At 70.9% G+C, this 13330-nt stretch carries 14 protein-coding genes and 1 pseudogene; 6 read left to right on the forward strand and 9 right to left on the reverse strand.

The features are described 5' to 3' along the window. Positions 1-205 precede the first annotated feature (205 nt). The gene (locus AB0M54_RS12810) at positions 206-940 is read left to right on the forward strand and encodes an SDR family oxidoreductase (RefSeq protein ID WP_364334190.1); all 735 of its coding nucleotides are present in this window, start codon (positions 206-208) and stop codon (positions 938-940) included. A 5-nt stretch (positions 941-945) separates the two neighbouring features. Continuing rightward, positions 946-1890 carry an SMP-30/gluconolactonase/LRE family protein gene (locus AB0M54_RS12815; RefSeq protein WP_364470790.1) on the forward strand — a complete coding sequence of 315 codons (945 nt, stop codon included), beginning with the start codon at positions 946-948 and terminating at the stop codon, positions 1888-1890. Position 1891: 1 nt separating this feature from the next. Here the strand turns inward: AB0M54_RS12815 and AB0M54_RS12820 are convergent, their stop codons facing one another. Genes AB0M54_RS12820 through AB0M54_RS12835 form a run of 4 tightly spaced genes read right to left on the reverse strand, consistent with a single transcriptional unit; the run spans position 1892 to position 5147 of the window. After that, positions 1892-2197, reverse strand: a complete 306-nt coding sequence (locus AB0M54_RS12820) for a hypothetical protein (protein WP_364470792.1) — start codon at positions 2195-2197, stop codon at positions 1892-1894. A gap of 12 nt (positions 2198-2209) precedes the next feature. Further along, positions 2210-2995 carry a maleylpyruvate isomerase family mycothiol-dependent enzyme gene (locus AB0M54_RS12825; RefSeq protein WP_364470794.1) on the reverse strand — a complete coding sequence of 262 codons (786 nt, stop codon included), beginning with the start codon at positions 2993-2995 and terminating at the stop codon, positions 2210-2212. 23 nt (positions 2996-3018) lie between these two features. Continuing rightward, positions 3019-4140: a glycosyltransferase gene (locus AB0M54_RS12830; protein ID WP_364470796.1), complete on the reverse strand. Its 1122-nt coding sequence runs from the start codon at positions 4138-4140 to the stop codon at positions 3019-3021. Continuing rightward, positions 4137-5147, reverse strand: coding sequence for a glucosyl-3-phosphoglycerate synthase (locus tag AB0M54_RS12835; RefSeq protein ID WP_364334202.1), 1011 nt, complete (start codon positions 5145-5147; stop codon positions 4137-4139). The genes AB0M54_RS12830 and AB0M54_RS12835 overlap by 4 nt, the downstream gene beginning before the upstream one ends. Positions 5148-5299: 152 nt before the next feature. On the opposite strand from AB0M54_RS12835, the gene AB0M54_RS12840 reads away from it, so the two are divergent. After that, positions 5300-6268, forward strand: coding sequence for a Gfo/Idh/MocA family oxidoreductase (locus tag AB0M54_RS12840; RefSeq protein WP_364334204.1), 969 nt, complete (start codon positions 5300-5302; stop codon positions 6266-6268). Next, entirely contained in the window at positions 6261-7346 is a 1086-nt protein-coding gene (locus AB0M54_RS12845; protein ID WP_364470798.1) for a zinc-binding alcohol dehydrogenase, read from the forward strand. Before AB0M54_RS12840 ends, AB0M54_RS12845 begins: the two co-directional genes overlap by 8 nt. Positions 7347-7350: 4 nt before the next feature. Here AB0M54_RS12845 and AB0M54_RS12850 read toward each other — a convergent pair whose 3' ends face one another. Continuing rightward, positions 7351-8376: an acyl-CoA desaturase gene (locus AB0M54_RS12850; RefSeq protein WP_364334210.1), complete on the reverse strand. Its 1026-nt coding sequence runs from the start codon at positions 8374-8376 to the stop codon at positions 7351-7353. Positions 8377-8492: 116 nt separating this feature from the next. Between AB0M54_RS12850 and AB0M54_RS12855 the strand changes: the two genes are divergently transcribed. Both AB0M54_RS12855 and AB0M54_RS12860 read left to right on the forward strand, forming a co-directional pair. After that, a complete protein-coding gene (locus AB0M54_RS12855) occupies positions 8493-9758 on the forward strand; it encodes a sensor domain-containing protein (protein WP_364470800.1) in 1266 nt (421 codons plus the stop codon). Next, positions 9731-10366: a response regulator transcription factor gene (locus AB0M54_RS12860; protein WP_364334216.1), complete on the forward strand. Its 636-nt coding sequence runs from the start codon at positions 9731-9733 to the stop codon at positions 10364-10366. The genes AB0M54_RS12855 and AB0M54_RS12860 overlap by 28 nt, the downstream gene beginning before the upstream one ends. Before the next feature lie 70 nt (positions 10367-10436). Here AB0M54_RS12860 and AB0M54_RS12865 read toward each other — a convergent pair whose 3' ends face one another. The 4 genes and pseudogenes from AB0M54_RS12865 to AB0M54_RS12880 all read right to left on the reverse strand — a co-directional run bounded on the left by AB0M54_RS12865 (position 10437) and on the right by AB0M54_RS12880 (position 13283). Further along, complete coding sequence (locus tag AB0M54_RS12865) at positions 10437-10640, reverse strand: cold-shock protein (RefSeq protein ID WP_364334682.1); 204 nt, start codon at positions 10638-10640, stop codon at positions 10437-10439. Between the two features lie 466 nt (positions 10641-11106). Continuing rightward, positions 11107-11982, reverse strand: coding sequence for a hypothetical protein (locus AB0M54_RS12870; protein WP_364470802.1), 876 nt, complete (start codon positions 11980-11982; stop codon positions 11107-11109). Between the two features lie 262 nt (positions 11983-12244). Further along, on the reverse strand, positions 12245-12625 hold the full coding sequence (locus AB0M54_RS12875; RefSeq protein WP_364470804.1) for an NUDIX domain-containing protein: 381 nt from the start codon (positions 12623-12625) through the stop codon (positions 12245-12247). After that, a pseudogene (locus AB0M54_RS12880) lies at positions 12622-13283 on the reverse strand (XRE family transcriptional regulator). Before AB0M54_RS12880 ends, AB0M54_RS12875 begins: the two are co-directional and overlap by 4 nt. Positions 13284-13330: the final 47 nt, after the last annotated feature.

Genomic DNA, 13330 nt, shown 5'->3' on the forward strand with positions numbered 1-13330 from the left:
TGGTCGCCGCGTCTCCCACCGCGGCGCCGGCGTGACTCGGTACTCCGACTGCAACGGCAAGAAACAGAACCACGACGGGTACGCGCATCACGAACTCCTGACGACGGCCATTGGGAGCGCTCCCAGAATCCTCATTCCAGTGACGGATGTCAATGGTTGACGCTCTTATCCGGCCGCGCCGCTGAGCGACCTTTAGGCTGGGTCGATGCGGATCGCGGTGATCACCGGTGGTGGCAGTGGCATCGGGGCGGCGGTGGCCCATGAGCTGGCCGGCGACGGCTGGCGGGTGGTCGTCGCCGGGCGGCGGCGCGAGGCGCTCGAGGCCGTAGCCGCCCGCCACGCCGAGGTCGAGGCGGTGCCGGCCGACGTGACCGACGAGGCGAGCGTGCGCCACCTCTTCGACCACACGGTCGAGCGGCACGGCCGGGTCGACCTGCTCTTCAACAACGCCGGCATGGGCGCGCCCCCGGTCGCGATCGACGAGCACCCGCTCGACGTCTGGCAGCAGGTCGTCGCCGTGAACCTGACCGGCGTCTTCCTCTGCACGCGGGAGGCGTTCCGAGTGATGCGGCGCCAGGAGCCGCGCGGCGGGCGGATCATCAACAACGGCTCGATCGCGGCCCACACGCCACGGCCGCTGTCGATCGCGTACACGGCGACCAAGCACGCGGTCACGGGGCTGACCAAGCAGACCGCGCTGGACGGGCGGGCGTGGAACATCGCCTGCGGGCAGATCGACATCGGCAACGCGGCCACCGCGATCGGTGGCGGCGCGGCCGACGGGGCGCTCCAGCCCTACGGCGAGGTGCGGCCCGAGGCGGTGATGGACGTGACCGAGGCCGGGCGGGCGGTCCGCTACATGGCCGGGTTGCCCCTGGACGCGAACGTTCTGACGATGACCGTGATGGCGACGACGATGCCGTTCGTGGGGCGGGGGTGACGGCCATGGAGCACGGCCGCGCGTGGGAGACCGACCGGACGATCGTGCGCTTCCCGGACCCGGCGATCGAGATCGTCGACGAGCGGTTCCGGTCGCTGGTGGTGGGCCACGAGGTGGTCGAGCGGCTGTGGACCGGCGGGCGCTGGCTGGAGGGTCCGGTGTGGTTCGGCGACGGGCGTTACCTGCTCTTCTCCGACATCCCCAACGACCGCATGCTGCGCTGGAGCGAGTCGACCGGGCGGGTCGACGAGTTCCGCCGGCCGTCGGGCAACAGCAACGGCAACACCCGCGACCGGCAGGGCCGGTTGGTGACCTGTGAGCACCTGGGGCGGCGCGTCACGCGTACCGAACATGATGGTCGTGTCTCGGTCTTGATGGATGCGTACGAGGGGAAGCGCCTGAACGCCCCCAACGATGTGACCACGCATTCGGACGGCTCGGTGTGGTTCACCGATCCGGGCTGGGGCATCGCCTTCCACTACGAGGGTGACAAGGCCGACGAAGAGATCCCGCGGCACGTCTACCGGATCGATCCGGCCACCGGCGCCGGCGAACCGGTGATCACGGGCATGGAACGGCCCAACGGCATCTGCTTCTCGCCGGACGAGTCGCGGCTCTACGTGGTCGACGTCGGACACATCAAGGTCTTCGAGATGCGCCAAGGCCGGCCGGTCGACGGGCGGGTCTTCGTCGAGATGAGCCCCGGCGGCCCGGACGGCATCCGGGTCGACACCGACGGCAACCTGTGGGCCTCGGCCGGCGACGGTGGGCCCGGCTTCGACGGGGTGCACTGCTACCACCCGGACGGCACCCTGATCGGCCGGATCCACCTGCCCGAGACCTGCGCCAACCTGTGCTTCGGCGGCGTCAAGAAGAACCGCCTCTTCATGGCCGCCAGCCGCTCGCTCTACAGCGTCTACGTCGAAGCGCTGGGCGCCCAGCAGCCCTGACCTACGGCGTCGAAGGGTGGGGCCGGAACCCGATCACGCCGATGGCGCAGAGGGCCAGCGGCAGCCAGCCCAGCCAGAAGGCGACACCGAGCCCGATCAGGCCGGCCTGCCCGCCGGCCCGCAGGAGCCCGCCGACCAGCGGCCCCGACCCGATGAGCAGCCAGAACGCGGCCGCCCGGCCCGGCGTGGGCCAGAACCGCCCGGTGCTCCGGATGACCAGCGGTCCCCCGCGAGCCAGCACCCACAGGCCCCGGCCTACGAAGCCGAGACCGAGCGCGAGGGAGACCGCCATCAGAACGACGTCCATGACCGGGCGCGGTCAGAAGCCGGGGAAGACGACGCGCAGCTCGTCCAAGGAGATGTTGCCGGTCACCTCGACGCCGGCCGGGGTGCGTTCCGGGGTCAGCCGGCCGTAGACCAGGCGCAGCGCGGACTCCAGCGGGCCGGCGAACGTCGCCGTCGCGGGCAACTCCTCGGTGGTGAACCGGGCCTTGTCGGTGAGAACGATGCGATACGGCGTCCCGCTGATCTCGATGACGGCCCGGTCGCGGTCCGCCTCGGGCTTGCCGATGAAGCCGACCAGGAAGCTGACGCCGCCGGCGAGCTGTTCGGCCAGCGTCGCGGCCGCGGGCTCGGCCAGGGTCGCCGCCGGGTCGACGCCGACGCGCGCGTCCCACCCGTGCTGGACCATCTCGCTCAGCCGGAGGCCGGCGAACGACGCCAGCGGGACCGGCTCGGGCAGGAAGATCTTGACCTTGAGGTCGTCATGCCGGTCCTCAGGGACCGCCTCCAGGGCCGCGACCAGGGCGTTGTCCGACTCGAGCCAGCCGGCCGCCTGGTCCTGCGGGCTCAGCGCGTTCCACCGGTCCCAGACGCCCTGGTTGAAGTCGGGCCCGGGCGCCTCGGCCTCGCCCAGCGCCGCCCGGAAGCCCGCCAGGTTGATCTCGGCGCCGCTGCCCAGGTGGGAGAGGACGTCGGCCACGGTCCAGTCGGAGGCGCCGGACGGGCTGATGAGCTGCTCGGCCGAGAGCCCGCGAACGATGCTGGCCAGGGTGTCGTGCTCACTGCGCAGGGCCGCGATGGTGCGGCCGGCAAGGGTCGTCATGGATCGAGCCTAGTTCGGGACGGTCAGGCCGGGACCGGGGCGCTGATCCTCTCGTAGAGGGCGAGGTACGCGGCGGCCATCGTCGCCGGGGTGAAGCGCCGGACCGCCTCGGCCCGGCACTCGGCCTCGTCGATGTGCCGGGCCGCGTGCACGAGGTCGCCCAGCTCCTGCTCGTCGGTGGTGATCAGGCCGGTACGGCCGTGCTCGACCAGCTCGGGCAGGCAACCGCGGGCGATGCCGACGACCGGGGTGCCCAGCGCCAGCGACTCGACCACGGCGGTGCCACCGGGCTCGTTCCAGCGCAGCGGGAACAGCGCCACCGCGGCCGAAGCGACCAGGCTGTCGCGCTCCGCGCCGGCGACCGTGCCCACCCAGCGGACCCGGTCGCCGTCCACCTGCGGCGCCACCTGCTCGCGCCAGAACCGCACGTCGGGGTTCTGCGGGTCGGCCGCGGCCAGGTCGCCCGGCTGCTGGTACGGGCCCACCGGACCGGCCAGCACCAGGTCGAAGCCGGCGCTGTGGGCAAGCTGCGCGGCGAGGTCCTGTCCCTTCCCCGGCGTGATGCGACCCAGGACCACGGCGTACGGGCGCTTCTCCGTACGCGGGCGCCGGTCGGCCCCGTCGGCCAGCGGGGTGCCCAGGTGCACGTGGCCCACGGCGTGCGCGCGCAAGGCGTCCGGGGCGTGGCTGAGCTGGTCGGCGGACACCCCGTTGACGCGTACCCGCGAACCGCCGTCGAACGTCCCGTACAGCTCCGGATGTTTCCGCAGGTCCCAATGCAGGGTGTGCAGCCCCGGCGGGGCGTCCGGCCCGAGCCCGGCCAGCATGGTCAGGCCGGCCGCCTCGACGTGGTCGTGCACCAGGTCGATGTCGCCGCGGGCCAGCCGCCGGGACACCGCGTGCTGATGCGCCGGCACCACCCCGCAGACCTGGTTGTACGGGCGTTGCAGCAGCTTGAACTGCCCGCTCGGGTAGACCGCGAGGCGCTCCTCGACCGGCAGGTCGCTGTCGCCCACGGTGGCCAGCACCACCTCGACGCCGAGCCGGCGCAGTTCCGGCACCAGGGTGGCGATGACGTTCTCGATGCCGCCGTAGCCGCGGGGCGGCACGGGAAGCCACGGGCCCGCGTTCATCAGCACCTTCATGCGATCCGCACCTCCGCCGGCACCGGCATGGTGGCCAGCGGCGGGCGCTCGCCGACCCCGACGTCGGCCGTGCTGATCTGGCGGTTGAGGTGGGGCAGCGGGTCGGTGCCGCCCCGGCTGAACTGGGTGAGGGCGGTGGCCGGCGGCAGCGGCTCGGCGACCAGGCCCCGGCGGTGCAGGCGGCTCCACGCGGTCACCATGATCTGCGCCGACATCCGGCCGAGCGCGTCCAGGCTCTGGTGCCGGTGGTGGCGCTCACCCAGGTCGACCTGGGCCAGCGCGTCCAGGCCGACGAGGTCGAGCAGGTCGATGAGCATGGCGATCTCGACGCCGTAACCGGAGACGAACGGGATGCGCTCGAGGGTGGATCGGCGGCCCGCGTACTCGCCGGCCAGCGGCTGCACGAAGCCGGCCAGCTCGGGCCAGAACAGGTTGAGCAGCGGACGGGCGCTGATCTCGGTGACCCGGCCACCGCCGTCGGCCTCCACACCGGACGCGCCGACCAGCGGCCGGTGGTAGAAGCCCTTGACGAAAGTTACCGACTGGTCGGTAAGAAGGGGGCCGAGCAGCCCGGTGACGAAGGTCGACGAGAAGTCGCGCAGGTCGCCGTCGACGAACGCGACCACATCACCGGTGCTGGCGGCCAGGCCGGCCCAGAGCGCGTCGCCCTTGCCCTCCATCCGGGGCAGTCCCCGGGTGATCTCGTCCTGATCGACGACCCGGGCGCCGGCGGCCCGGGCCACGATCGCGGTCTGGTCGGTGGAGCGCGAGTTCACCACCACGATCTCGTCCACCAGCGGGACCCCGGCGACGAGCTCGCGTCGGATGGTGTCGACGATCGCGCCGATCGTCTGCTGTTCGTTGCGGGCCGGGATGACCACACTGACCCGGGCGCCACCCTTGGCGGCGGCGAGGGTGCGTGCGGACCACTGCGTCGCGTTACCGGTGCGATAGGTGGCCCACGCCTCGACGACGGGCGAGACGGCGGGCGGAGTCAGCTGATGCATGGGCGGATCCCCCGATTGCTCGTGACGACTGGAGATCGAACGCATGCCCGTTCCACGGGCAGGCAATCTTTCCGGTGGGTAAACAAGATCCCCTCGATGTTTCAGCCGGCTCAAGCGCGGAAGACAAAGCAGCACGAGGAACGGGAGGTCGCATGTCGGCGACAAGGGTCGGACTGGTCGGCGCGGGCGGGGTGGCACAGCGGCATGCCCGCGTCCTCTCCGGACTGCCGGATGTGCAGATCATCGGGGTTACGGACGTGCAGGAAGGGGCCGCGCGGAAGCTCGCCGGCGAGTACGGCGCGAGCTCCCCGCCGGACGTGGCGGCGTTGCTGTCCGAGGGGGTCGACGCCGTCTACGTCTGCGTCCCGCCGTTCGCCCACGGGCCCGCGGAACGGGCGGTCATCGAGGCCGATGTTCCTCTCTTCGTGGAAAAGCCTATAGAGATCGAATTGGATAAAGCACGCGAGACGGCCGAGTTGATCACCCGGCGCGAGTTGCTGACCGGGGTCGGGCATCACTGGCGCTACAGCGCCGTCGTCGACCGGGCCCGCGAGGTGCTGGCCGATCGGCCGGTACGCCTGGTGACCGGCGCCTGGCTGGACAAGGTGCCGCCGGTGGCGTGGTGGCCGCGTCGCGACCGCTCCGGCGGGCCGGTCGTCGAGCAGGCCGCGCACGTGCTCGACCTGCTCCGATACGTGGTCGGCGAGGTGACCGAGGTGAGTGCCATGAGCAACGGCATCCCGCCGGCGGTGGACGGCGCCGACATCGACGGCGCGACCGCGGCCACGCTGCGCTTCGCCAGCGGCGCCGTGGGCACGCTGACCGCGACCTGTGTGCTCGGCTGGAAGCACCGGGCCGGGCTGGAGATCTACGCCGACGGCCTGGCCCTGGCGATCACCGAGGACCGGCTGACCGTCCGCGACGGTGACGGCGAGTGGAGCGTGGACACCGACCCGGACCAGGCCCGGGTGGCCGTCGACCGAGCGTTCGTCGAGGCGGTTCGCGGCGACGGCATGGACGTACGGGTCCCGTACGCCGAAGCCGTACGCACCCATGCCCTGGCCACCGCCGTGGCCGAGTCCGCGGCCGCCGGTCGCCCGGTCACGGTGCCGCATGTCTGACCGCAACCTGGTGGTGGCCGGGCCGGGCCGGTTGCGCATCGTCGACGAGCCGGAAGAGCCCGGACCGTTCCGGGTCCGCACCCTGTTCAGCGGCGTCTCGGCCGGCACCGAGCTGAGCTTCGTCAAGGGCACCAACCCGGCGCTGCGTGAACGCTTCGACCCGGCGCTCGGCCTGTTCCTCGACGGCGACGCCCCGGATCCGTACCCGGTGACCCGGCTCGGCTACATGGAGGTCGGCCGGGTCGAGCGCAGCGACACCCCGGCGGTCACCGAGGGCGACGTGGTGGCGATGACGTACGGCCACCGCACCGGCTGGACCGGTGACCCGCTGCGTGACCGGGTGGTGCCGCTGCCCGGCGGCCTCGATCCGATCCTCGGCATCTACGTCGCGCACATGGGCCCGATCTGCGCCAACGGCCTGCTGCACGCCGCGGCCGATCTGCACGGCGCCGATGTGCGCCGGCTCGGCGACGGGGTCGAGGGCCGCCGGGTCGCGGTCGTCGGCGCGGGGGTGGTCGGCCTGCTCACCGCGCTTTTCGCCCGCGCCCACGGCGCCGCGTCGGTGGTGGTGGTCGACCCGACCCGGTCGCGCCGGGCCATCGCCGAGGCGCTCGGCCTGGCGGCGCTCGACCCGGAGGCGGACGATGTGGCGGCCGCCCTGAAGACGGCCTGGCGGCACACCGCCGACGATCGCGGCGCCGACGTGGTGTTCCAGTGCCGCGGTCAGGCGTCCGCCCTGCATCTGGCCCTTCGCCTGCTCCGCCCGCAGGGCGCCGTCATCGACCTGGCCTTCTACCAGGGCGGCGCCGACGCGCTCCGGCTCGGCGCCGAGTTCCACCACAACGGTCTGACCATCCGCTGCGCCCAGATCGGCCGGGTGCCGCGCGGGCTCGGGGCGACCTGGGACCGTGAGCGGCTGTCGGCCGAGACCGTCCGCCTGCTCCAGCGTGACGGCGACGCGATCCGCCGCCACGTGATCACCGCGGTGGTGCCGTTCGACGAGGCGCCGGCGCTGCTGGACGATCTGGCGCAGCGCCGGCGGCACGAGGTTCAGGCCGTGTTGACCTTCCCCGGTTGAGGGCTCAGGCCTGGGGCTTCCGCAGCGGCGCCCCGACCTCGTGCAGGTGGCGGAGGGCCTGGCGGTAGGACTCGATCAGACCGGTCTGCTCGTACGCCACACCGATCTCGGCGCAGTAGTCCCGCACGATCGGCTGGGCCTTGCGCAGGTTGGGCGACGGCATGCCCGGGAACAGGTGGTGCTCGATCTGGTAGTTCAGCCCGCCCAGCGCCACGTCGACGAACCAGCCACCGTTGACGTTCCGCGAGGTCAGCACCTGCTTGCGCAGGAAGTCCTCGTCGCCGGTCGGGTGCGGCATCCCCTTGTGGTTCGGCGCGAAGGTCATGCCGAGATACACACCGAAGAGCCCCTGGTGTACGAGCAGGAAGGCGATCGCCTGCAACGGCGAGAGGAAGATGAACAGCGAGCCCAGGTAGGCGACCACGTGCGCGATCAGCAGGGCGGCCTCCAGGCCGGGGCGCTTGACATGGCCCGCCCGCAGGGCCTTCACGCTGGACACCTTGAGGTCGGTGCTGAGCAGCGTGAGCAGCGGGAAGAACAGCCCGGCCTGGTGCCGGGTGACGAACGCGGCCAGCCCACGGCGGCCGACGGCCGACTTGGTGGCCCAGATCAGCACCTCCGGCGCGACGTCCGGGTCGAGATCGTCGTGGTTGGGGTTGTTGTGGTGGCGGGTGTGCTTGTCCATCCACCAGCCGTAACTCATGCCGACGCCGAGGTTGCCGGCCATCCGGCCGAAGATCTCGCTCGGCCGCTTGGTGCGGAACACCTGGCGGTGGGCCAGGTCATGCGCGACGAGCGCCATCTGGGCGAAGGCGATGGCCAGGAACGGCGCCACGGCGAGCACCCACCAGGACGACCCGACCAGGAAGAACGCGGTCCAGGCGCCGGCCGCCAGCAGGGTCACGAGCGCCATGCGTACGACGTAGTAGAGCGGTTTCCGCTGCATCAGACCCTCGGCGTTGATCCGCCGGTTGAGTTCCGCGAAGTCGCTCGATGGCCGCACTCTCGGTGCTGTCGTGGTAGCCGTCATGCCACCAAGTATTCGCGTTCCCGGACCGGAATGTCTGGAGTGCCGAGCCCCACCTGCATTGGGGTGCCAGCACCCTTGTGACGGATAGCCGGCCCTGGCGAGGGCATGATTAAGGCATGAGAAGCTGGCTCCGCGTACGTGCCGGTCTGTCCGCCACGGCGGACGGCCTGTTCGCGGCCGGCCTGGCCACGCTGAACCTGCCCGTGCTGACGATCTGGCTGGCCGGTCTGATCCTGAGCCCGCTGCCGGTGCTCGGCACCGACATCCTCACCGTCGCCGTGACGATCGTCCGGTGGCGCGCCGACCTCGAGCGGCGGCTGGCCGCGCGGGCCGGCCTGCCGATCCGCCGCCCCTATCCGCCGCCGCCGAAGCGTTCCGAGGTGGGCGACCGCCTCTGGGTGCGGTGGATCATCACCGATCCGGCGACCTGGCGGGACATGGCGTGGCTGCTGCCCGGCGCGCTGGTCGCGGTGTGCCTCGGCGTCATCACGCTGGCGATCCCCGCGTACGGGCTGGTCGGTGTCGGGTTGCTGCCGTTGTGGCTGCATCTGGGCGAGGTGCGGTTCGGGTACGGCGTGTTCTGGCCGACCATGACCACCGCCGAGGCGTGGCTGTCTCTCCCCCAGGGCCTGGTGATCCTGGCCGTCGGCCTGGTCCTGGCGCCGCTGCTCCGCACGACCGACGTGCTGTTCACCCAGCTCTTCCTGGCCCCCACCATGTCCGCTGAGCTGCGGTTACGCGTTGCCCACCTGACCACCACGAGGACCGACACCATAGACGCACAGGCGGCCGAGCTGCGTCGCATAGAGCGTGACCTGCACGACGGCGCCCAGGCCCGGCTGGTCTCGGTGGCGATGACGATCGGGCTCGCCGAGCGTCTCGTCCGCCGCGATCCGTCGGCCGCGCTCAAACTGCTCGCCGAGGCCCGGTTGTCCAGCACGGCCGCCCTGGTCGAGCTGCGACATCTGGTCCGCGGAATACATCCGCCGGTGCTGGCCGAACGGGGCCTCGAGGGCGCCGTCCAGGCGCTGGCGCTCAGCCTGCCGGTGAAGACGCCGGTCGCGTCCCACCTGCCCGGCCGGCTCGAGACGTCGGTCGAATCGGCGGTCTACTTCGCGGTGGCCGAGACGCTGGCGAACATGGTGCGGCACAGCCGGGCCCGGTCGGCCTGGGTGACCATCGGTCACACCGGCGACGTGCTCGCCGTCGAGGTCGGCGACGACGGCGTGGGCGGGGCCGACCCGGCCCGTGGGACGGGTCTGATCGGGATCATGCGAAGGTTGAACGCGTTCGATGGGACGATGGCGGTCTCGTCCCCACCGGGCGGTCCCACCGTTGTGACCATGGAGCTGCCGTGCGCGTTGTCATCGCCGAAGATCTGACGCTGCTGCGGGACGGTCTCACGCGTCTCCTGCAGGCGTTCGACTTCGAAGTGGTCGCGGCGGTCGACAATGGACCCGATCTGCTGCCCGCGCTGCTCGGCCACCGGCCCGACGTGGCGATCATCGACGTACGGTTACCGCCGACCCAGACCGACGAGGGCCTGAAGGCGGCCATCGCGGCCCGCGCCGAGATCCCCGGCCTGCCCGTGCTGGTGCTTTCACAACACATCGAGCCGCTGTACGCCCGGGAGCTGCTCACCGACAGCACCGGCGGGATCGGCTACCTGCTCAAGGAGCGGGTCTCCGACGTCGAACAGTTCATCCAGGCGATCCACCAGGTCGCGGCCGGCGGCACCGCGTTCGATCCCGAGGTGGTTTCCCAACTGCTGGCCCGCCGGGAACCGCTCGCCGTGCTGAGTCCCCGCGAACTCGACGTCCTGCGGCACATCGCCGAGGGCCGGTCGAACGCGGCCATCGCGGCCCGGCTCTTCATCACCGAAAAGGTGGTCAGCAAATACATCAACAACATCTTCACAAAACTCGGGATGCCACCGTCGGATGACGACAACCGCCGAGTTCTGGCCGTGCTGATGTTTCTCAACGCCTGACAATGACCTTTATTTACACAAAGAGGTGGCGACCCACCGAACCGGCGGGCCGCCACGTCAACCTGTTCGGTCAGGCCGGGCGGATGTTCGCTGCCTGCGGGCCCTTGTTCCCCTGGGTGATGTCGAACTCCACCCGCTGGTTCTCCTCGAGGTTCCGGTAGCCTTCGGCCACGATCGCCGAGAAGTGGGCGAAGACGTCGGGGCCCCCGCCATCCTGCGTGATGAAGCCGAAGCCCTTGTCACTGTTGAACCATTTGACAGTTCCGGTGGCCATGATTCCTCCTTGCATGCCGAGACGACCATCGCACGGTACGAAGGCCGCCGTCGCTGCGTTGATCGACCCGCGTGCACGGAGATAGCAAAAAGCGCCCGATCGGCTTTGGATACCCATCAGGCGCCGGTACGCGTCAACGGAAATCAAACTGCAACTCGTGAAACGATAACACGCGACGGAAGCCGGCCAATTCGAACACGGACGCCCGGATCACCGGAGCGAGTGACCCCGCGGGCGTGTTCCGGGTCAGCCCCGGAACGGCATCTCGGCCCGCACCACCGTGCCCGCCGGGACCGGCTGCGCCCCCCACGAGCGGCTCACCGCCGCGACGACGAGCAGGCCGCCCCCACCGATCCGGCGCGTCCGGGCCGAGCATGTCCACACTACGGTCGGTGACTTCGACGAGGACGCCGTCCCCGGTGTGCCGCACGACGTAAACGGCCCCGCGACATGGCCGCGCTCTCGGTCAGCGAGGCGCCGGCACCCGGCCGTACGAGATGAGCGTCCGCAACGCGTCCAGCGTCCACATGCCCCGCCACTCCAGCCGGGCGGCCTCGCTGGGCGGCGTCCACGCGATCGGCCACCCACCGTCCGCCTGCTGGTCGGCGAGCAACCGGTCCAGATGCGCGCCGATCCGCTCGGCCCCGAACAGCGCCCGCCACCGCGAGCTCGCCAGCGGCGCGATGGTGAGCGGCGTCAGCCCATATCCCTCGGCCCCCGCGTCCAGCTGGAACAGCTCCGAGCCGCCCAGCCGCTCGACCACCGCGGCCGCGTGCCGGTCGGCCCGCTCCCGATCGGGCACATGCTCGAGAAAGACCATCAGCTCGGCCAGCAGATGCGCCTCGTCCGGAAAGTCGCCGGCCTCGAGCTTCCCCCAGGTGTACGCGGTGGCCGCGTCCCGCCACGCGTGCTCGAACCCCAGCCAGTGCAGCCGCCCCGCCAGTCCCGCCGTCGGATTGAGTCCCCGCTCATAGGTCCAGGCCGACCAGTGCTCCGCCCGCGGATAGTCCTCAATCACCGGCGAAGCCAACGCCACCGCCCCGTCCCCATCGGACACCGACGCCAGCTGATCACAAGCCGGCCCGAGCAGTTCCGCATCGGCGACCCCCGCGACGGCCAGCGCCTGAAACGCCACCTCGGTATAGATCGGCAGACTCGCCGGGCACCGGGTGTCGGGCTCCATCCCGTGCCCGAACCCACCATCCGCATTCCGATAGCCCCGCACAGCATCGGCCACCCCCGAGGCCGGCGCCCCGCGAAACAACGCCCCGAACAGCCGCCGTTCCACCAGCCGCCCGTTACCCAGCAGAAACCGCTCAGCAGACCCGAAGACATCGATCATCCCGTCAACCTAAGCCCGTCCCAGCCTCGCGTGCACGTCAGACATCTCCACATTCCGCAGTGCCGCCGGGTACTCCCGCCCAATCCAGTCCAGCCGATCGTCAACAAAGCCCGCGATGGACTGCGGTGATCTCTTTACGTGTGCAGCAAGTAAATGACATCGACCGTGACAGCAACCCACGCGACCCGCCACGCCCCTGCGCGCCCATCGCCACACGGCGGCCATGTCAAGGAACACTAGAAAACGGGAGCATCGGCCCCGGTTACTTCTTCTCAATCTCTATCCGAATTGCAGCCGATCCCCCCTCCAGCCATCCGCAGTAGCTATCGAAGTCCAGGTGGCGACCATCCGGAACTGTGTCCTGAGCAAGAGTCAGCAGGTGCCTGGCAAGGGACACCAGACCGGCCGGGTTCCCAGAAATAACGACAGTCTTTTCCGGCGACTCCCAGACACGGACGATGCAGTCGCCGAGGGTTTCGCCGACGTCCATCGTGCCGCCGGGTAGCGCCCAGTTGCCGGAGTCGGTGCGGCGTTGCAGCAGCACTCGGCCTTGCTCGTCGACGACCAGGGCGGAGCCGCCAGGCACGAGGCTGTTGGCTCGCGGTGCGGCCGGGTCGTGGTAGTAGTCGCGCCGGCCGCTCACCGGGGCTGCCCGTCCGGGTAGGCGGTGGTGGTCTGCCAGACCTGTTCGAACTGGTCGGCGAACGAGGCGAAGATGCCGTACGGCGACAGTTCGCGCAGGTGCAGGGCCGGGGTGTTGATAGCCGCGGGCGCGGTACAGGTGCGGGGTGACGATCATCTGGTTGTCGAAGCGGAACACCGAGTTGTACAGGTGCACCGTGTGCAGCCCGATCGCGATCCCGTCGACCTGGTGGAGGGGTTCGCAGAAGTTGAGGGCGTTACGGATCCGGCCGGGCAGAGTGCCACCGATCTGCTCCAGAGTGTCGCGTTCGACCACGTGCGCGCTGTCCGGGTCGCCGAACGCCAGCTGGATGCGCGCCCCTGCGGCGGCCTTGTCGGTCAGCCGTTGCATGGTGTCGGGCAGCAACTCCAGGACGAACGGGGTAGGCGTAGCCGAGGATGTCGATCCGTTCAGTCGCACCGGACAGCAGCGAGGTCCACAACGACTGCGGGATGTCGGCGCGGTGGGCCCAGGCGCCGACGACTTCGGCGGTGGCTTCCGCGCCGGGAGCCTGGTCGGGCCGGGTCTGCGGCCACAGGTCAATCTCGGTCTCGCCGAGCACGTCGGCGACGGCCAGCCGGGTGCGCTGGCGGGGAATGCGGCCGGACAGCACCGGCATCCATGAGCGCCTGCCCGCCACGGAACGTGACCGTGGCGGGCAGGCGG

The organism is Actinoplanes sp. NPDC051470 (genome assembly GCF_040682035.1).
GTDB lineage: Bacteria > Actinomycetota > Actinomycetes > Mycobacteriales > Micromonosporaceae > Actinoplanes.